18 protein-coding genes and 1 tRNA gene are annotated in these 17,132 nt (G+C 67.1%); 12 read left to right on the top strand and 7 right to left on the bottom strand.

What is annotated here, in order from left to right; genetic code table 11:
- Positions 1-145: 145 nt before the first annotated feature.
- A complete protein-coding gene (locus BLQ14_RS03685; protein WP_092498198.1) occupies positions 146-1,783 on the bottom strand; it encodes an ATP-binding protein in 1,638 nt (545 codons plus the stop codon).
- A 90-nt stretch (positions 1,784-1,873) separates the two neighbouring features.
- Positions 1,874-2,575 carry a response regulator transcription factor gene (locus BLQ14_RS03680; RefSeq protein ID WP_092498196.1) on the bottom strand — a complete coding sequence of 234 codons (702 nt, stop codon included), beginning with the start codon at positions 2,573-2,575 and terminating at the stop codon, positions 1,874-1,876.
- A 314-nt stretch (positions 2,576-2,889) separates the two neighbouring features.
- On the opposite strand from BLQ14_RS03680, the gene BLQ14_RS03675 reads away from it, so the two are divergent.
- Positions 2,890-4,491: a phosphoenolpyruvate carboxykinase gene (locus BLQ14_RS03675; protein WP_092498194.1), complete on the top strand. Its 1,602-nt coding sequence runs from the start codon at positions 2,890-2,892 to the stop codon at positions 4,489-4,491.
- A gap of 60 nt (positions 4,492-4,551) precedes the next feature.
- On the opposite strand, the gene BLQ14_RS03670 is transcribed toward BLQ14_RS03675, so the two are convergent.
- Positions 4,552-4,869 carry a DUF1244 domain-containing protein gene (locus tag BLQ14_RS03670; RefSeq protein ID WP_092498421.1) on the bottom strand — a complete coding sequence of 106 codons (318 nt, stop codon included), beginning with the start codon at positions 4,867-4,869 and terminating at the stop codon, positions 4,552-4,554.
- 67 nt (positions 4,870-4,936) lie between these two features.
- The gene (locus BLQ14_RS03665; RefSeq protein ID WP_092498192.1) at positions 4,937-5,719 is read right to left on the bottom strand and encodes an N-formylglutamate amidohydrolase; all 783 of its coding nucleotides are present in this window, start codon (positions 5,717-5,719) and stop codon (positions 4,937-4,939) included.
- Positions 5,720-5,857: 138 nt separating this feature from the next.
- On the opposite strand from BLQ14_RS03665, the gene pyk reads away from it, so the two are divergent.
- The 10 genes from pyk to mscL all read left to right on the top strand — a co-directional run bounded on the left by pyk (position 5,858) and on the right by mscL (position 13,932).
- On the top strand, positions 5,858-7,303 hold the full coding sequence (gene pyk / locus BLQ14_RS03660) for a pyruvate kinase (RefSeq protein WP_092498190.1): 1,446 nt from the start codon (positions 5,858-5,860) through the stop codon (positions 7,301-7,303).
- 14 nt (positions 7,304-7,317) lie between these two features.
- A complete protein-coding gene (locus tag BLQ14_RS03655) occupies positions 7,318-7,563 on the top strand; it encodes a hypothetical protein (protein WP_092498188.1) in 246 nt (81 codons plus the stop codon).
- Between the two features lie 134 nt (positions 7,564-7,697).
- Positions 7,698-7,898, top strand: coding sequence for a 50S ribosomal protein L35 (gene rpmI / locus BLQ14_RS03650; protein ID WP_092498186.1), 201 nt, complete (start codon positions 7,698-7,700; stop codon positions 7,896-7,898).
- A 12-nt stretch (positions 7,899-7,910) separates the two neighbouring features.
- Positions 7,911-8,273 carry a 50S ribosomal protein L20 gene (gene rplT, locus BLQ14_RS03645; RefSeq protein WP_092498184.1) on the top strand — a complete coding sequence of 121 codons (363 nt, stop codon included), beginning with the start codon at positions 7,911-7,913 and terminating at the stop codon, positions 8,271-8,273.
- A gap of 138 nt (positions 8,274-8,411) precedes the next feature.
- A complete protein-coding gene (gene pheS / locus BLQ14_RS03640) occupies positions 8,412-9,485 on the top strand; it encodes a phenylalanine--tRNA ligase subunit alpha (protein ID WP_092498182.1) in 1,074 nt (357 codons plus the stop codon).
- Positions 9,482-9,835 (top strand): DUF2513 domain-containing protein, encoded by a 354-nt coding sequence (locus BLQ14_RS03635; RefSeq protein ID WP_092498180.1) that lies wholly within the window; start codon positions 9,482-9,484, stop codon positions 9,833-9,835. Before pheS ends, BLQ14_RS03635 begins: the two co-directional genes overlap by 4 nt.
- Entirely contained in the window at positions 9,832-12,234 is a 2,403-nt protein-coding gene (gene pheT / locus BLQ14_RS03630; protein ID WP_092498178.1) for a phenylalanine--tRNA ligase subunit beta, read from the top strand. Before BLQ14_RS03635 ends, pheT begins: the two co-directional genes overlap by 4 nt.
- 63 nt (positions 12,235-12,297) lie before the next feature.
- The gene (locus BLQ14_RS03625) at positions 12,298-12,975 is read left to right on the top strand and encodes a phosphoribosyltransferase (RefSeq protein ID WP_092498419.1); all 678 of its coding nucleotides are present in this window, start codon (positions 12,298-12,300) and stop codon (positions 12,973-12,975) included.
- The gene (locus tag BLQ14_RS03620) at positions 12,972-13,427 is read left to right on the top strand and encodes a YtoQ family protein (RefSeq protein WP_092498176.1); all 456 of its coding nucleotides are present in this window, start codon (positions 12,972-12,974) and stop codon (positions 13,425-13,427) included. Before BLQ14_RS03625 ends, BLQ14_RS03620 begins: the two co-directional genes overlap by 4 nt.
- Before the next feature lie 73 nt (positions 13,428-13,500).
- Positions 13,501-13,932 carry a large conductance mechanosensitive channel protein MscL gene (gene mscL / locus BLQ14_RS03615; protein WP_092498174.1) on the top strand — a complete coding sequence of 144 codons (432 nt, stop codon included), beginning with the start codon at positions 13,501-13,503 and terminating at the stop codon, positions 13,930-13,932.
- 3 nt (positions 13,933-13,935) lie between these two features.
- On the opposite strand, the gene ald is transcribed toward mscL, so the two are convergent.
- The gene (ald, locus tag BLQ14_RS03610; RefSeq protein WP_092498417.1) at positions 13,936-15,054 is read right to left on the bottom strand and encodes an alanine dehydrogenase; all 1,119 of its coding nucleotides are present in this window, start codon (positions 15,052-15,054) and stop codon (positions 13,936-13,938) included.
- A gap of 137 nt (positions 15,055-15,191) precedes the next feature.
- Between ald and BLQ14_RS03605 the strand changes: the two genes are divergently transcribed.
- Positions 15,192-15,653 (top strand): Lrp/AsnC family transcriptional regulator, encoded by a 462-nt coding sequence (locus BLQ14_RS03605; protein WP_092498172.1) that lies wholly within the window; start codon positions 15,192-15,194, stop codon positions 15,651-15,653.
- Between the two features lie 8 nt (positions 15,654-15,661).
- Here BLQ14_RS03605 and BLQ14_RS03600 read toward each other — a convergent pair.
- A tRNA-Arg gene (locus BLQ14_RS03600) sits at positions 15,662-15,737 on the bottom strand.
- 73 nt (positions 15,738-15,810) lie between these two features.
- Positions 15,811-17,070 carry an NAD(P)/FAD-dependent oxidoreductase gene (locus tag BLQ14_RS03595; protein WP_092498170.1) on the bottom strand — a complete coding sequence of 420 codons (1,260 nt, stop codon included), beginning with the start codon at positions 17,068-17,070 and terminating at the stop codon, positions 15,811-15,813.
- Positions 17,071-17,132 lie beyond the last annotated feature (62 nt).

Here is a 17,132-nt window from a genome sequence, read left to right as displayed (position 1 = left end):
TCACGGCCGGAGAACACCGCTGCCGGCACGCGAGACGGCGCCGCGGGCAGCCCGGCCCTCTTGCCCGGCCCACCCGGCAGCGCCGCGCCCGACACACCGGACCCGGCCGCGCAATGTTGCGGCGGGGCCGCGTCGGTCGCAAGCCTCAGAGGGGCAGGCCGACGACGAAGCGCGCGCCCAGGGGCTCGGAAGTGACATCGGCATCGGTGGGGCGGATGTTCTCGGCCCAGATCACGCCGCCGTGGGCCTCGACGATCTGCTTCGAGATCGCAAGCCCAAGGCCCGAATTGTTGCCGAACTGGCCTTCCGGACGCTCCGAGTAGAAGCGCTCGAAGATCTTGGTGAGCGCGCCTTCGGGAATGCCGGGGCCGGTATCCTCGACCACCACGAGCACGCGATCCTCACGCCGTCGTGCCCACACGCGGATGGCATCGCCCTCCTGGCAGAAGGAGATCGCATTGGAGATGAGGTTGACGAATACCTGCGCCAGCCGCGCCTCGAGCCCGTGGATGATGATCGGCTCGGGCGGCATGTCGGTGATGAATTCGATGCCCTTGGTGCGCGCCTCGTTGCCGAGATAGTCGGTGAGGTTGCCCAGCATCTTGAGAAGGTCGAAGGGCTCCTCCTCCTCCTTGACCAGCTCGCTGTCGAGGCGGGAGGCGTTGGAGATGTCGCTGACCAGCCTGTCAAGCCGGCGCACATCATGCTCGATTACCTCCAGCAGGCGCTGACGCTGATCCTCCCGCTGGGTGACGCGCAGCGTGCCGATCGCCGAGCGCAGCGAGGCCAGCGGGTTCTTGATCTCGTGCGCCACATCGGCCGCGAACTGCTCGTTCGACTCGATGCGCTGGTAGAGCGCGGTGACCATGCCTCTCAGCGCCGCCGACAGCCGCCCGATCTCGTCGGGCCGGCCGGAAAGATCGGGAATCCGCACCTTCCGCGAACGTCTGCGCCGCACACTGCCGTCGACTCCCGCCTCAGCCGCGGCGGCGAGGTCGGCAATCGGGTTGGCGATGGTCGAGGCGAGCACCAGCGAAAGCCCGACCGAGACCAGCAGCGCGATCACGAACACCTGCAGCACCTGTTCCCGGCCGGCGCGCACCAGCGCGTCGATCTCCTCTCCCGAGGAGACGAGCTGCAGCACCCCAACGACACGATCGCCCTGCAGGATCGGCACGGCCACGGCAAAGATGGTGCGGCCGGAGGCATCTTCCGTCGCGCGCACCACGGCCCGCCCCTGCGCCGCGCGCTGCACGAGTTCGCCGCTGAGCGCCTCCTGACCAGCAGGCGCATCCGGCGCCGGCGTCGCGCCGACAAGCCTGAACAATGCCTGCCACACACCGGTGAGAAAGTCCGTCAGCACGGTGCGGGGCGCCTCCTGCGACAGCCCCTCCACAGGGTCAGGGCGAGCCGGCCCCGCGCGCTGGACGACCAGGTTGCCCCGTGGGTCGTAGAGCCGCGCCGTCACGCCGGGCGGCAGATCGAGAGCAGCAAGGGTCTCGGCCGGGTCGAGCCCATCGCCGCCGGCAAGGCTCACCGGCCCGTTGCGGGGCAGTCGCACCTCGAACACGTCGGCGGCAAGCCGGGCCTCGGCGACGAGATCGCGCGCACGCTGCTGCACGAGGCTGTCGCGCGCCGGGCTTAGGTACAGCACCCCGGCCACGAGAATGACCAGCGCCAGCAGGTTGAAGGTGACGATCTTCCGCGCCAGCGGCGAGCGGATGAACCTCAGCATCCTCGGCGTCCGGCCCTCGCTCTCGACCGAATCATCGGCCCGCGGCATCGCGATCCAGTCCTCTCCGAGGACAAGATCGCCCTGCCGCTCCCGGCGTTCTGCCGGCGCAGAAGACCCGGACACGGAGACCACCGGCGCCTACTCTTCGTTGTAACGGTAACCGATGCCGTAGAGCGTCTCGATCGCGGAGAAGTCCGGATCGACGGCGCGCATCTTCTTGCGCAGACGCTTGATGTGGCTGTCGATCGTGCGATCGTCCACGTAAACCTGGTCGTCATAGGCCACGTCCATGAGCTGATCGCGGCTCTTCACATATCCCGGCCGCTGCGCAAGTGCCTGAAGAAGCAGGAACTCGGTCACCGTCAGGGAAACATCATGGCCCTTCCATGTCACGGCGTGGCGCAAGGGATCCATCGTCAGGCTGCCGCGCACCATGACCTTGTTGGCCTCGCTCTCGCCGGCGTCGCCCTTGGTCAACGCCTCCTGCCGCCGCAGCAGCGCCCGGATGCGCTCGACCAGCAGCCGCTGCGAGAAGGGCTTGCGCACATAGTCGTCCGCGCCCATGCGCAGACCGAGCACCTCGTCGATCTCGTCATCCTTCGAAGTGAGGAAGATGACCGGCATCATCGTCTTCTGCCGCAGCCGCTGCAGCAAGTCCATGCCGTCCATCCGGGGCATCTTGATGTCGAGAACGGCCATGTCCGGCAGCCGCCGGTTGAAGGCGTCGAGAGCCGTCTGGCCGTCGTTGTAGGTCTCGACCTCGAAGCCCTCCGCCTCGAGAGTCATCGAAACGGACGTCAGGATGTTCCTGTCGTCATCGACGAGCGCGATCCGCGACATGGGAATTTCCTTTTCTGCTCTGCCTGCCTGTTTTTCCCGCATTGTTGCCATTTGGACCCGGCGAATCAACATCGAACTGCGAATCACACGGCTCCACGCCCCGTATGGGACGCGAAAATTCCGAACCAATGGCTAATTTGCCTCAGTTTCGGGCTGTCGCCGTGACGCTGCGACATTTCGCGCCAAACCGGTTGCGCTAACGTCGCCGATGGTTGCGCTAACGCCCTTCCCAAGAGCTGTATCTGTGAAAAATCATTGTGTTATACGGCAACACGGCAAACCGCCGGAGGAAGAGTATCGTGAGGAGCGGGAGCATGCGCGACGGGCGTTGCAACGAGAACTGGCGACTGGAGGATCAGGGCATCACCGGAGTGGCCCGCGCCTATTACAACCTTCTCGAGCCGGCCCTCGTCGAGGAGGCGATCAGGCGTGGGGAAGGCCACTTGGGGCGCGGCGGCACGATGCTCGTGACCACCGGCCAGCACACCGGCCGCTCGCCGAAGGACAAGTTCGTCGTCCGCACGCCCTCGGTCGAAGACACGATCTGGTGGGAGAACAACGCGCCGATGGCGCCGGAGGCGTTCGACCGGCTGCACGCCGACATGCTGGCCCACATGCAGGGCCGCGAGGTCTTCGTGCAGGATCTCTACGCCGGGGCCGATCCCGATCACCGTCTCGATGTGCGCGTGATCACCGAGCTGGCCTGGCATGCGCTGTTCATCCGCCATCTTCTGCGGCGCCCGAGCCGCGCCGAGCTCGCCGACTTCGTGGCCGACTTCACCATCATAAACTGCCCGAGCTTCAAGGCCGATCCCGCGCGCCACGGCTGCCGCTCGGAAACGGTGATCGCGCTCAACTTCGACCGCAAGCTGGTGCTGATCGGCGGCACCGCCTATGCCGGCGAGAACAAGAAGGCGGTGTTCACCCTGATGAACTACCTGCTGCCCGAGAAGGGTGTGATGCCGATGCACTGCTCGGCCAACCACGCCCTGGGCAACCCGGTCGACTCGGCCGTGTTCTTCGGTCTCTCCGGCACCGGAAAGACGACGCTTTCGGCCGATCCGGACCGGGTTCTGATCGGCGATGACGAGCATGGCTGGTCGGAAACGGGCATCTTCAACTTCGAGGGGGGCTGCTATGCCAAGACCATCAACCTCTCGCCCGAGGCCGAGCCCGAAATCTATGGTACCACTCACCGCTTCGCCACGGTGATCGAGAACATGGTCTTCGATGAAGAGGATCGCACCCTCGATTTCGACGACGACTCGATCACGGCGAACATGCGTTGCGCCTACCCGCTCGACTATATCTCCAATGCCTCGCCCACCGGGCTTGGCGGGCATCCCAAGAACATCGTCATGCTCACCTGCGATGCCTTCGGCGTGCTGCCGCCGATCGCGCGCCTGAACCCGGCCCAGGCGATGTATCACTTCCTGTCGGGCTTCACCTCCAAGGTGGCCGGCACCGAGCGCGGCGTGACCGAACCGGAGCCCACCTTCTCCACCTGCTTCGGCGCGCCCTTCATGCCGCGCCGGCCGGAGGTCTACGGCCAGCTTCTTCGCGAGAAGATCGCGCACCACGGCTCGTCCTGCTGGCTGGTCAACACCGGCTGGACGGGCGGCGCCTATGGCGTGGGCTCGCGCATGCCGATCAAGGCCACGCGCGCGCTGCTCGCCGCAGCGCTCGATGGCTCGCTCAACAACGCCGATTTCCGCAAGGATCCGAACTTCGGCTTCGAGGTGCCCGTGGCCGTTCCGGGCGTCGCGCCGGTGCTGCTCGACCCGCGCCGCACATGGGCCGACCAGGAGGCATACGACGCCCAGGCCAGAAAGCTCGTGTCCATGTTCGCGGAGAACTTCCACCAGTACGCCGATCACATCGACGAGGACGTGCGCGCGGTCGCGATCGGCGCCTGACACGAACGGGGGCGGAGCCCTTTCCTCCGCCCCCACGCCCCTCAGGGCCGATGCCGCGCCTCAGCCTTGCTCCTTGCCGACGTTCTCGGCAAAGGCCACCTTGAAGGCCGCCTGCTGCTCCGGCGTGGCATCGGTCTGATAGCGCGCCTTCCACTCGTCATAGGGCATGCCGTAGTAGATCTCGCGCGCCTCCTCCTTGCTCAGGGCGATGCCGCGCTCGGCCGCTGCCTCCTGATACCAGCGGCTGAGGCAGTTGCGGCAGAAGCCGGCAAGGTTCATCAGGTCGATGTTCTGCACGTCCCGTCGGTCTTCCATCAGGTGCTTGCGCAACCGACGGAAGGCCGCCGCCTCGATCTCGATGCGCGTGCGCTCGTCAATCTCCATGCTGGCCTCCCTCATTTCACGCCCCGAAAGTGGCGCGCGATCGCCCCGGCGTCAAACGCCGTTACACACCCGCATCCGCAAGCGCCGCCGAGAGAATCGGCGCCAGCCGCTCTGCCCAGCGCCGCTGGGCCTCGGGCGTGTCGATGAGATCATGCCGGATCTCGATGAGCGCATTCGGCCGTCCCTTCCTCAACGCATGACGGTCAATCGAGTCGCCCTCGAGGTAGCCCGCATATGGCTCGTTCTCGCCCACGCACAGGTCGCCCTCGGCTCTGAGCCGGGCGATCAGCGGGCGCGCGAGCCGGTCGTCGTGGCCAAAGAGGATGCCCACATGCCAAGGCCGCGGCTCACGCCCGCGCAGGCGGGGCGTGAAGCTGTGCACCGCGAGTATCACGCTGTCATGGCGGCGGGAGGCCAGCGCCTCGAGCGCGTCGTGATAGGGCCGGTAGAGCCGCGCCATGCGCCGCTCCCGCTCCGCCGCGTCGAGATGACGGTTTCCGGGAATGACCGTTCCGTCATAGAGCTGCATGATGAGCGTGGGGTCGTCCTCGCCGCGGTTGGGGTCGATGACGAGCCGCGAAAACGTCGAGAGCACGGCAGGCGCGCCGAGCAACTCCGAAAGGTGCCGCGCAACGCCTTCGGCACCGATGTCATATGCAATGTGGCGCTCCATCTCCAGCCGGGGCAGCCCAAGCGTGCCGCCGTTGATGAAGCTCGGCACATTGTTGGACGCGTGGTCACAGGTGATCGTCCAGCGCCCCGGCAACCCCTCGCCAATGAGGCGGAAGGGTGGCTCCACTCCGGCTTCCTCACCGCTCACTTCATGCCCGCGAATCTCTGTCATGGCGCCATCCGATACGCGAGCGCGCCGCCAAGCGCCAGTTGCGGCAGGGCGCCAATTCGTCCATAAGCGCGGCGGTTCCGTTATCGCTAACCGGGTCCTTCGACCCGTCCATCCCGTCACAAGAAGGGCCGTCCGCCAATGAGACGCCAGCGCAATGTCAAGATCGTCGCCACGCTGGGACCGGCGTCGAGCGACTACGAGATGATCCGCGCCCTGTTCGAGGCCGGTGCGGATGTGTTCCGCCTGAACATGAGCCATGGCAGCCATGAGGAGATCCGCAGCCGCCACGCGATCATCCGCCAGATCGAGGAAGACACCGGCCGCCCGATCGGCATTCTGGCCGACCTGCAGGGGCCGAAGCTGCGCGTCGGACGTTTCGCCAGAGGGGAGGAGGAACTTGAGGAGGGGCAGCGCTTCCGCCTCGACCTCGAGGACGCGCCCGGCGATTCCCGCCGCGTTCAGCTGCCTCACCCCGAGATCTTCGCCGCGCTCGAGCCCGGCGCAACGCTTCTCGTCAACGATGGCAAGATCCGCCTGCGGGTGGAGGAATGCGGCCCGGAGCACGCCGAGTGCATCGTCGTCGTCGGGGGCACCATCTCCGACCGCAAGGGCGTGAACGTGCCCGATGTGGTCCTGCCGCTCGCCGCGCTGAGCGAAAAGGACCGCGCCGATCTTGAATTCGTCTGCGAACTCGGCGTCGATTGGCTGGCGCTCAGCTTCGTTCAGCGCCCCGAAGACGTGATCGAGGCCAAGGCGCTGGCGCGTGGCCGCGCGGCGGTGATGGCCAAGATCGAGAAGCCCGCCGCGGTGCGGGCGTTTTCCGACATCCTCGCCGTGGCCGACGGCATCATGATCGCCCGCGGCGACCTTGGTGTTGAACTTCCGGTGCAGAACGTGCCGCCCATCCAGAAGCGGCTGGTGCGCGCGACCCGGGCAGCGGCCAAGCCGGTGATCGTCGCCACCCAGATGCTCGAGAGCATGATCGAATCGCCGGTGCCCACCCGCGCCGAGGTTTCTGACGTGGCCACGGCGATCTATGAGGGAGCGGATGCGGTGATGCTCTCGGCCGAATCGGCGGCCGGCGCTTATCCGGTGGAAGCCGTTCGGACAATGCACAATGTGGCGCTCGAAGTCGAAAGCGACCCCACCTATCGTGAGGTGATCGAGGCCTCGCGTCGGGCGCAGCGGGAAAGCGTGGCCGATGCCATCGTCTCCGCCGCTCGCGAGATCGCCGAGACGACCGATGTCAAGGCGATCTGCTGCTTCACCGAATCGGGCACCACGGCGGCGCTGGTCGCGCGCGAGCGCCCGCGCGTGCCGATCATCGCCATGACCTCTCGGCGCGCGGTGGCGCGGCGGCTCACCCTCACCTGGGCCATTTACTGCGTCATGAGCGAAGAGCTCGGCCGCTTCAAGCAGGCGGTGGTGCGTGCGGTGCGCGCAGCCACCGGCGAGGGCTTCGCCGAGCCCACCGATCAGATCGTCGTCACCGCCGGTGTGCCCTTCAACCAGCCCGGCACCACCAACATCGTCCGCGTCGCCCCTTGTGACGAACGGCTGATCTACCGCGCCGAGCCGGAGTAGGTTAAGGCTGGGCCATGGAGCCCACGCTGACCCATGACCTGTACATCGTGATCGGCATCGTGCTGGGCGGCTTTGCGCTGTCGGCGCTGCTCGGCGCCTTGGCCGACCGGCGCCGGCCCTGGCCGGCGCTTTTCGCGCTTCTGGTGGGGGCGGGCCTCGTCGGGCTTGCGGTCTCCCGGCAGCCGGAAGTCTATGACCTCGACGGGATTGCCCATGCCTTCATCCGCGTGATTGCCTGGGCGAGGAACCAGTTCGGCTAGTGTTTGCCGCGCGCGGGCGGGATTGGCACTTGCCAGCGGGAAGGCTTGGGCGTATAGGCCCGGGCTCGTGGCGCGCGTCCGGCCCGAGCGGCATGCCGAGGCGCGCGGAATACCGCCCGCAAGAGGAGACGGAAATGCCCAAGCTCAAGACCAAGTCGAGCGCCAAGAAGCGCTTCAAGATGACGGCCACCGGCCGGGTGAAATCGGCCCAGGCCGGCAAGCGGCACGGCATGATCAAGCGCACCAACAAGTTCATCCGCAATGCCCGCGGCACCACGGTCCTCTCCAAGCCTGACGAGAAGATCGTGAAGTCCTACATGCCATACGACCGCTGAGGAGGCCGCCCAATGTCCCGAGTGAAAGGTGGAACCACCACCCACGCCCGCCACAAGAAGGTGATCAAGGCCGCCAAGGGGTACTACGGCCGCCGCAAGAATACCTTCAAGGTCGCCCGCCAGGCCGTTGACAAGGCCAACCAGTATGCCACGCGCGACCGCAAGCAGCGCAAGCGCAATTTCCGCGCGCTCTGGATCCAGCGGATCAACGCCGCCGTGCGCGCCCATGACGAGGGCCTGACCTACTCGCGCTTCATCAACGGCCTGAGCAAGGCCGGCATCGAGGTTGACCGCAAGGTTCTGGCCGATCTCGCCGTACGCGAGCCCGCCGCTTTCGGCGCCATCGTCGAGAAGGCGAAGGCCGCGCTCGCCTGATCGGCACCTGCCGGATGCAATAGGGCCGCGGCACGCACCGCGGCCCTTTTCGTTTCCGCCTTCCGTCTGCGCCGGGCTTGCTTGCATTCGCCGGGGCGCCCCGCTAGCAGACATCCGACCGTTGCAGGGGGTTCGGGTATGGACGAGCTTCGCCAGAAATACCTCGAGGCCATCGCCAATGCCGCCGATGAAGCGGCGCTTGAAGCGATCCGGATCGAGGCCTTGGGCAAGAAGGGCGAGATCAGCCTGAAGATGCGCGAGCTGGGCAAGATGAGCCCGGAGGAGCGCAAGGTGATGGGGCCGGCGCTCAACGCGCTCAAGGACGAGATCAACGCCGCCCTCGCCGCGCGCCGGGCCGCGCTGGCTGACGCCGCGCTCGAGGAGCGGCTGAAGAGCGAGTGGCTCGACGTCACCCTGCCCGCCCGGCCGCGCCGCAAGGGCACGATCCACCCCATCAGCCAGGTCACCGAGGAAATCGTGGCGATCTTCGCCGATCTCGGCTTCTCCGTGGCCGAGGGGCCGCAGATCGAATCCGACTGGTACAACTTCGACGCGCTCAACATCCCGCCCGAGCATCCGACGCGGACGGAGATGGACACCTTTTACATGCACCGCGCGGCCGGCGACGACCGCCCGCCGCATGTGCTGCGCACCCACACCTCGCCGGTGCAGATCCGCGCGATGGAGGCGCATGGCGCCCCGATCCGCGTGATCGCGCCCGGCCGCGTCTACCGCGCCGATTACGACCAGACCCACACGCCGATGTTCCACCAGCTCGAGGGGCTGGCGATCGACCGCGACATCTCCATGGCCAACCTCAAGTGGGTGCTCGAGGAGTTCTGCCGCGCCTTCTTCGAGGTCGATCACGTGGAGCTCAGGTTCCGCGCCTCGCACTTCCCGTTCACCGAGCCCTCGGCGGAGGTCGATCTGCGCTGCTCCTGGGAGGGCGGCACGCTGAAGGTCGGCGAGGGCGATGACTGGATGGAGATCCTCGGCTCGGGCATGGTGCACCCGAAGGTGCTCAGGAACGCGGGCGTTGATCCCGATGAGTGGCAGGGCTTTGCCTTCGGCATCGGCATCGACCGGCTGGCGATGCTGAAATACGGCATCCCCGACCTGCGCGCCTTCTTCGATTCCGACCTGCGCTGGCTGCGCCACTACGGCTTCGCCGCGCTCGACGTCCCGACGCTGCACGGGGGGCTGAGCCGGTGAGACGAGACGATGATTTGATACGCGAGCTACTCCTCGAGTACGAGGGTAGCGATGAGTGGCTTCACTTGATCCCCGGCATGTATCAAGCTGCGCCGCCTGAAGAACGGCGGAAGCAATATCATGTCCTGCTCTTGATCGATGAGGGGCTGGCAGTCCAAGTGGGGGATGGAACCTTTCGCCTAACCTCTCAAGGTCACGATTACATAGACGCGATCCGCTCTGACAACGTTTGGAAAAAGACCAAGGATGCTGCATCGATAGTCGGAGGCGCCGGCCTGTCGGTGTTGAGGGAACTAGCGGTGGCCTACCTCAAAGAGGAAGTTGGCAATAGGCTTGGAATTACACTATGAAATTCACCCTCTCCTGGCTGAAGGATCACCTCGACACCTCCGCCTCGGTGGAGGAGATCGCCGAGACGCTCACCGACCTCGGGCTCGAGGTGGAGAGCGTCACCAACCCCGCCGAGCGGCTCAAGGACTTCACCATCGGGCTGGTGCTCGAGGCCGAAAAGCACCCCGACGCCGACCGGCTGCGCGTGTGCAAGGTGGAAACCGACCGGGGCGTGAAGCAGATCATCTGCGGCGCGCCAAATGCGCGGGCGGGCATCCGCGTGGTGGTGGCGCATCCCGGCACCCACATCCCCGGCATCGACACCACCATTCAGGTGGGCAAGATCCGCGGCATCGAGAGCCACGGCATGATGTGCTCGGAACGGGAAATGGAACTCTCCGACGAGCACGACGGCATCATCGAGCTGCCCGGAGAGCCGCCCGTCGGCATGCGCTTTGTCGACTGGCTGGCCGAGCATGACCCGGCCAAGGTCGACCCGGTGATCGAGATCGCCATCACTCCCAACCGGCCCGACGCGCTTGGCGTGCGCGGAATCGCCCGTGATCTTGCCGCCCGCGGCCTCGGCACGCTCAAGCCTTACGAGGTGAAGCCCGTCGAAGGGCGCTTCGAGAGTCCCATAAAGGTTGAGATCGACCCCGCGCTGAAGGAGAAGGGCTGCCCGCATTTCACCGGCCGCCTGATCCGCGGCGTGAAGAACGGGCCTTCGCCGCAATGGCTTCAGGACCGGCTGAAGGCGATCGGTCTCAGGCCCATCTCGGCGCTCGTCGACATCACCAACTTCCTCACCTACGACGTCAACCGCCCGCTGCACGTCTTCGATGCCGACATCGTCAAGGGCAATCTGCGCATCCACCCCGCCAAGGGCGGCGAGGAAATCGTGGCGCTTGACGAGAAGACCTACCGGCTCGAGCCGGGCATGATGGTGATCTCAGACGATGCCGGCCCCGAGAGCATCGCCGGCATCATGGGCGGCGCGCACACCGGCGTGACCGAGGAGACGGTCAACGTCTTTCTGGAATCGGCCTGGTGGGATCCGGTCACCATCGCCTCCACCGGGCGCAGGCTGAAGATCAACTCCGACGCGCGCTACCGCTTCGAGCGCGGTGTCGATCCCGAATTCACCCTGCCCGGGCTCGAGGTGGCCACGCGCATGATCCTCGAGCTGTGCGGTGGCGAGCCCTCGGATGTGGTCGCCGATGGCGCGCCCATCGATACCGATCGCGCCTACCGCTTCGATCCCGAGCGCATCGAGCGGCTGGTGGGCATGTCGATCCCGGCCGAGGTGCAGCGGGCAACGCTCGAGGCGCTCGGCTTCCGGCTCGAAGGCGACATGGCGCATCCGCCGAGCTGGCGGCCCGACATCCAGGGCGAGGCCGATCTCGTGGAAGAGGTCGCCCGCATCGCCTCGCTGACGAAGCTTCAGGGCCGGGTGCTCGCGCGGCCCGAGCCGGGTGTGGCCCGGCCGATCCTGACGCCGATGCAGAAGCGTGCAACTGCCGCCCGCCGGCAGGTCGCCGCGCTTGGCTACAACGAATGCGTCACCTATTCCTTCATCGACAAGGCCTCGGCCGAGATGTTCGGGGGCGGCGGGGACGAAACCCGCATCGAGAACCCCATCTCCAGTGAGATGAGCCACATGCGCCCCGATCTGCTGCCGGGGCTTCTGCAGGCGGCGGCGCGCAATCAGGCGCGCGGATTCGCCGATCTGGCACTCTTCGAGGTCGGCCCCGTCTTCACCGGCGGCGAGCCGGGCGAGGAACGCATGGCGGTGGCGGGGCTTCTCGTCGGCCACACCGGCCCGCGTGACCCGCACGGTGCGCGCCGGGCAGTGGATGTCTTCGATGCCAAGGCCGACATCGAGGCAGTGCTCGAAGCGGTCGGCGCGCCCGCGCGCACGCAGATCCTGCGTGGCGGCCCGGCGTGGTGGCATCCGGGCCGTCACGGCCGCATCTGCCTTGGACCGAAGGTGGAGCTGGGCGTCTTCGGCGAGCTCCACCCCAAGGTGCTTCAGGCGCTTGACGTGAGGGGTCCGGCGGTGGCCTTCACGGTCTGGCTCGATGCCATACCCGAGCCACGGCGCAAGGGGGCGACGCGCCCGGCGCTGGCCACCTCCGATCTGCAGGCGGTGGATCGTGACTTCGCCTTCGTCGTCGACGCCGACGTGGAGGCGGCCGCGGTTGTCGCGGCGGCGGCCGGAGCGGACAAGGCGCTGATCGAGTCGGTTTCCGTCTTCGACGAGTTCCGCGGCGGGGCGCTTGGCGAGGCGAAGAAATCGCTCGCCATCACCGTGCGGCTGCAGCCCAGCGATCATACATTGACGGAAGCCGAGATAGAGGCCGTCTCGGCGAAGATCGTCGAAAAGGTCGCCAAGGCCACGGGCGGTGTCTTGCGCCGCTGACGGGGGGCATTAGCATTCATGCCTCCGGCGGGGGTATTTGCCCCCAGGATGATGGAGGCGGCCATGAAGCGATTTGCCGACCGTGAAGAGGCGGGCCAGCTTCTGGCCGAGCGTCTGGCCGCCGAGGGGCCGTGGAATGATCCGGTTGTCCTCGCGCTTCCGCGCGGCGGCGTCCCCGTGGCGCGCCCCGTCGCCGACCGGCTTGGGGCGCCTCTCGATCTGCTCCTCGTCCGAAAGATCGGTGCGCCGGGAAACCCCGAACTGGCCGTTGGCGCCGTGGTGGACGGCACCGATCGCGAAGCGGTCTGGAACGACGATCTCCTTCGCCTCATGGGGCTGTCGAGGGAGGACATGGCGCCTGCCGTGGCACGGGCGCTCGCCGAGATCGAGGAGCGGCGGCGGCTGTATCTGGGCGACCGCGCGCCGGTCCCGGTCGAGGGCCGGGACGTGATCGTGATTGACGATGGCATCGCGACAGGTGCCACCATGCGGGCGGCGCTGCGGGCGGTGCGTCGGCGCAACCCGGCCTCGGTGACGCTCGCCGTGCCGGTGGCGCCCGCCGACACGCTGCACGAGCTTCGCCCTCTGGTCGACAGGCTGGTTTGCCTCGCTGTGCCCGAACCGTTTCATGCCGTCGGGTTGCATTATGAGGATTTCCGCCAGACAACCGACGAAGAGGTGCGCGCGCTGCTCGCGCGCGGGCCGGAGATTGGCGGGCAGGAACAGAAGGGCGGGGCATGACACTGAAGGTCTATCTCTCGGGCGAGATTCACACCGACTGGCGCGCGCGGATTATCGAGGGCGCGCGGGGGCTTGATGTGGAGTTTTCCGGCCCGGTGACCGATCACGCCGCTTCCGATGATTGCGGGGCGGCGATCCTGGGGGAGGAGAGCGATCCCTACTGGCGCGATCACAAGGGGGCGATGATCAACGCCATTCGCACGCGCAAGGGCATTCGGGATGCCGATGTGGTGGTGGTGCGTTTCGGAGAGAAGTACCGCCAATGGAACGCGGCCTTCGATGCGGGCTGTGCGGCGGCGCTTGGCAAGTCTCTGATCGTGCTGCACCCCGAGGAGCATCAGCACGCGCTCAAGGAAGTTGACGCCGCCGCACTTGCCGTGGCACGGGAGCCGGAGCAGGTGGTGCAGATCCTGACTTACGTTCTGACAGGCCGACTGCCCGGCCGCGACTGAGACGGAACGCCTTCAGGGCCTGCCCGGCTCGCAGGCGCCTGCCGGCAACGGAAATGAACAGGGAGGGGCGGAGATGCTCAGCGAGTTCAGAAAGTTCATATCGCGCGGCAATGTCATGGACATGGCCGTCGGTATCATCATCGGCGCCGCCTTTACCGCCATCGTCAAGAGCCTCGTCGATGACGTGATCAACCCGATCATCGGCCTGTTCCTTGGCGGTGTCGATTTCACCAATCACTACCTCGTTCTTTCCGGCACGGTGCCGGAGGGAGCAAGTCTTGCCGAAGCGCGCGAAGCCGGGGCATCGGTGCTGGCCTATGGGTCCTTCCTGATGTCCGTGCTCAATTTCCTCATCGTCGCCTGGGTGGTGTTCCTGCTCGTGAAGACCGTCAACCGCATTCGCGACGCGGTCGAGGCCAAGGAGGAGGCCGCCGAGCCCGCGCCGAAGGGGCCGAGCGAGCTCGACGTTCTTCTGGACATCCGCGACGCGCTCAAGAAGGGCTGATCCCTACTTCTTCAGGGCAAGCTGGGGCGAGAGCACATCGAGCCCCTGCGCCTTGCCGACCTCGTAGTTGGTCAGGTGCCCGGCGTGCACGTTGAGCCCGTCGAGCAGGTGCGGATCATCCTCGCAGGCCTTGCGCCACCCCTTGTCGGCGATCGCGAGGATGAAGGGCAGCGTCGCGTTGGTGAGCGCGATGGTCGAGGTGCGCGGAACGGCGCCGGGCATGTTGGCCACGCAGTAGTGCACGATTCCGTCCACCACGAAGATCGGGTCGGCATGGGTGGTCGGGCGTGACGTCTCGAAGCAGCCGCCCTGGTCAATGGCGACGTCGACCAGGACGGCGCCCGGCTTCATGTCGGCAAGCTGGGCGCGGCTGACGAGCTTGGGTGCGGCGGCGCCGGGAATGAGAACGGCCCCGATGACCAGATCTGCCGTCTGCACGAGTTCGGCGGTGACGGCGCGGTTGGAATGGCGGGTGCGCAGCCGCCCACCGAAGGCCTCGTCCAGATGGCGCAGCCGCGGGATCGAGCGATCAAGCACCGTCACTTCGGCGCCCATGCCCGCGGCGACGCGGGCGGCATTCGTGCCAACCACGCCGCCGCCGATCACCACCACCCGCGCCGGTGCGACGCCGGGAACGCCGCCAAGGAGCACGCCCCGGCCACCGTTCACCTTCTCGAGCGCCCAGGCCCCCATCTGCGGCGCCAGCTTTCCGGCCACTTCGCTCATCGGAGCAAGAAGCGGAAGTCCGCCCTGGGCATCGGTCACCGTTTCGTAGGCGATGGCCGTCACGCCCGAAGCGATGAGATCCCGCGTCTGCTCCGGGTCCGGGGCAAGATGCAGGTAGGTGAAGAGAACCTGACCCGCCCTGAGGCGCTTGCGCTCCACCGGCTGCGGCTCCTTGACCTTGACGATGAGCTCGGCGCGCTCGAACACTTCCTCAGCGGTGGCGACGATTTCGCCCCCCGCATCCACATAGTCGGCGTCGGCAAAGCCCGCTCCCTCGCCGGCGCCGGTCTCGACCAGAACCGAGTGGCCGTGGTGCACCGCCTCGCGAACGGTGTCGGGCGTCATGCCGACCCGAAATTCCTGCGGCTTGATCTCCTTGGGGCAGCCGATCAGCATGTTCATTCTCCTCCATCCGGCATGACGGGATCATGCCGGAGACGGCGCGAAATGTGATCGACAATGCCGCTTGGAATCTTGGCGCGCTGTCGTAGATTGTTCGGCATTGGCCATGATTTGCGCACGGAAATTGCGCCATGCATGAACTCGACGCCATAGACCGCAGAATCCTGAACGTTCTGCAACGGCATGGCCGGATCTCGAACGCCGAGCTTGCCGAGCGGGTGCACCTGTCTCCCTCGGCCTGTCACAGGCGCGTGCAGCGGCTCGAGCAGACAGGGGTGATCGCCGGTTATGTCGCGCTGCTCGACCCGCGCAGGCTCGGGCGGCCGACCACCGTTTTCGTGGAGATCACCCTCTCGGGCCAGACGGAGGACATTCTCGACGCCTTCGAGCGGGAGGTGGCGCTGATACCGGATGTGCTCGAATGTCACCTCACCGCTGGCAGCGCCGACTATCTGCTCAAGCTGTCGGTCCGCGACACGGAGGATTTCGCCCGCATCCATCGCCGCTATCTCGCCCGCCTTCCCGGCGTGGCGCAGATGCATTCGTCGTTTTCCCTGCGCACGGTCTGCCAGACCACGGCCCTGCCGGTCTAGAGACGGGGTGGCGGCCCCGGCAGGAGTCGAACCTGCGACCCACCGCTTAGGAGGCGGTTGCTCTATCCGCTGAGCTACGGGGCCGGACGGATGGAGTGATAGCGGGCGTTGCGCCGACTGTCACCCCACGATCGAAACGGCCGCGAGCCTGGCGTGCTCATGGGCGCTGCCGCGCGAAGCGTGCCGGCGTATAGGGCGCGACGTCGAGGTTGGGCTTTCGGCCCGAGATCATCTGCGCCAGAAGCCGCCCCGTGCGCGGCCCGGCGGTGAGCCCGATATGGTGGTGCCCGAACCCCAGCCAGACCCCCTCTACGCCCGGCACCTCGCCGATCACGGGGATCGAGTCGGCCGTGGTCGGGCGATGGCCCATCCACACGCGCTCCTCCTTCCAGCGCAGCCCCGGCATCGCCGCCCGCGCGCCGCGCCGCAGAAGCTCGACGGGGGCGCGGCGCGGCCCGGCCGCCAGCCCACCGAATTCGACCACCCCCGCGAGCCGCAGCCGCCCCTCCATTGGCGTGACCACGAACTTGCCACCGGCGATCATCACGGGCGCCCTCGGCATGGCGGAAGGCTCCCACAGCTCGAGGTGATAACCGCGCTCGGTCTCGAGCGGCACGTTCAGGCCCAGCCTTCGCGTCAGCGCACCGGACCAGGCGCCGGCGGCGATCACCACCGCCTCGGCGGCGATCGTCTCGCCGCCCGCGCGCACGCCCGTCACCCGCCCCGCCTCGCGCGCGATGTCGGTGACCTCGGCGCGGATGACGCGCCCGCCCTCGGTCTGAAAATGCGCGGCGAGCGCGCGCAGATAGGCAGCCGGATCGGTGATGTGCCCATGCCCGGCGAAGCGCACCGCAAAGCCCAGCTCGCGGGAGAAGACCGGATCATAAGCATGGAAGGCCGGGCCTTCGAGCTCCTCCCATTGCCAGCCAAGCTCTTCACGCAGGCTCCAGCCGAAGGCATCGGCCCGGAACTCCTGCCGCGACCGATAGACGTAGAGATAATCCGACGGCACCACGAAGCGTTCGGCGAGAGTGCCGCGGGCAAGCGCGAGATGCTCGGAAAGGCTGTCGGCCACGACCCCGTGAATGGCCCGCGCGATGCGCCGGGTCTCCCGCGCATTGGCGTGGGACAGATAGCGCCACAGCCACGGCGCAAGTCGCGGCAGATGGCGCCAGCGCAGAAAGAGTGGCTGATTGGGGTCGAGAAGCATGCGCGGCGCCTTGGCCAGAAGCCCCGGCACCGTCACGGGAACTACCGCCGCGGAGGCCAGCACGCCGCCATTGCCGTAGCTCGCACCGGCGGCAGGGCCCTCGCGGTCGATCAGCGTGACGCGGTGGCCTTCCCGCTGGAGCCACAGGGCGGTCGAGACGCCAACGATACCGGCACCCACGACAGCAACGCTGATGCCCTGACCCATGGCGCCCGCCTTCCGCGCACTCCGCCCCGACTCGCGGGGCCCCGACTCGCGGGCATGCTTTG

The organism is Meinhardsimonia xiamenensis, from assembly GCF_900102905.1.
GTDB classification, from domain to species: domain Bacteria; phylum Pseudomonadota; class Alphaproteobacteria; order Rhodobacterales; family Rhodobacteraceae; genus Meinhardsimonia; species Meinhardsimonia xiamenensis.
This window is presented reverse-complemented; position numbering and strand designations above follow the sequence as displayed.

What these genes read in the sequence shown, in the direction of transcription:
- pheS (WP_092498182.1), top strand. Translation starts at nt 8,412, where the DNA reads ATGGACGAGCTTCGCCAGAAATACCTCGAGGCCATCGCCAATGCCGCC.
- mscL (WP_092498174.1), top strand. Translation starts at nt 13,501, where the DNA reads ATGCTCAGCGAGTTCAGAAAGTTCATATCGCGCGGCAATGTCATGGAC.
- BLQ14_RS03675 (WP_092498194.1), top strand. Translation starts at nt 2,890, where the DNA reads ATGCGCGACGGGCGTTGCAACGAGAACTGGCGACTGGAGGATCAGGGC.
- BLQ14_RS03685 (WP_092498198.1), bottom strand. Translation starts at nt 1,783, where the DNA reads ATGCCGCGGGCCGATGATTCGGTCGAGAGCGAGGGCCGGACGCCGAGG.
- BLQ14_RS03665 (WP_092498192.1), bottom strand. Translation starts at nt 5,719, where the DNA reads ATGACAGAGATTCGCGGGCATGAAGTGAGCGGTGAGGAAGCCGGAGTG.
- BLQ14_RS03680 (WP_092498196.1), bottom strand. Translation starts at nt 2,575, where the DNA reads ATGTCGCGGATCGCGCTCGTCGATGACGACAGGAACATCCTGACGTCC.
- rplT (WP_092498184.1), top strand. Translation starts at nt 7,911, where the DNA reads ATGTCCCGAGTGAAAGGTGGAACCACCACCCACGCCCGCCACAAGAAG.
- BLQ14_RS03605 (WP_092498172.1), top strand. Translation starts at nt 15,192, where the DNA reads ATGCATGAACTCGACGCCATAGACCGCAGAATCCTGAACGTTCTGCAA.
- pheT (WP_092498178.1), top strand. Translation starts at nt 9,832, where the DNA reads ATGAAATTCACCCTCTCCTGGCTGAAGGATCACCTCGACACCTCCGCC.
- rpmI (WP_092498186.1), top strand. Translation starts at nt 7,698, where the DNA reads ATGCCCAAGCTCAAGACCAAGTCGAGCGCCAAGAAGCGCTTCAAGATG.
- BLQ14_RS03655 (WP_092498188.1), top strand. Translation starts at nt 7,318, where the DNA reads ATGGAGCCCACGCTGACCCATGACCTGTACATCGTGATCGGCATCGTG.
- BLQ14_RS03620 (WP_092498176.1), top strand. Translation starts at nt 12,972, where the DNA reads ATGACACTGAAGGTCTATCTCTCGGGCGAGATTCACACCGACTGGCGC.
- BLQ14_RS03625 (WP_092498419.1), top strand. Translation starts at nt 12,298, where the DNA reads ATGAAGCGATTTGCCGACCGTGAAGAGGCGGGCCAGCTTCTGGCCGAG.
- BLQ14_RS03595 (WP_092498170.1), bottom strand. Translation starts at nt 17,070, where the DNA reads ATGGGTCAGGGCATCAGCGTTGCTGTCGTGGGTGCCGGTATCGTTGGC.
- ald (WP_092498417.1), bottom strand. Translation starts at nt 15,054, where the DNA reads ATGCTGATCGGCTGCCCCAAGGAGATCAAGCCGCAGGAATTTCGGGTC.
- pyk (WP_092498190.1), top strand. Translation starts at nt 5,858, where the DNA reads ATGAGACGCCAGCGCAATGTCAAGATCGTCGCCACGCTGGGACCGGCG.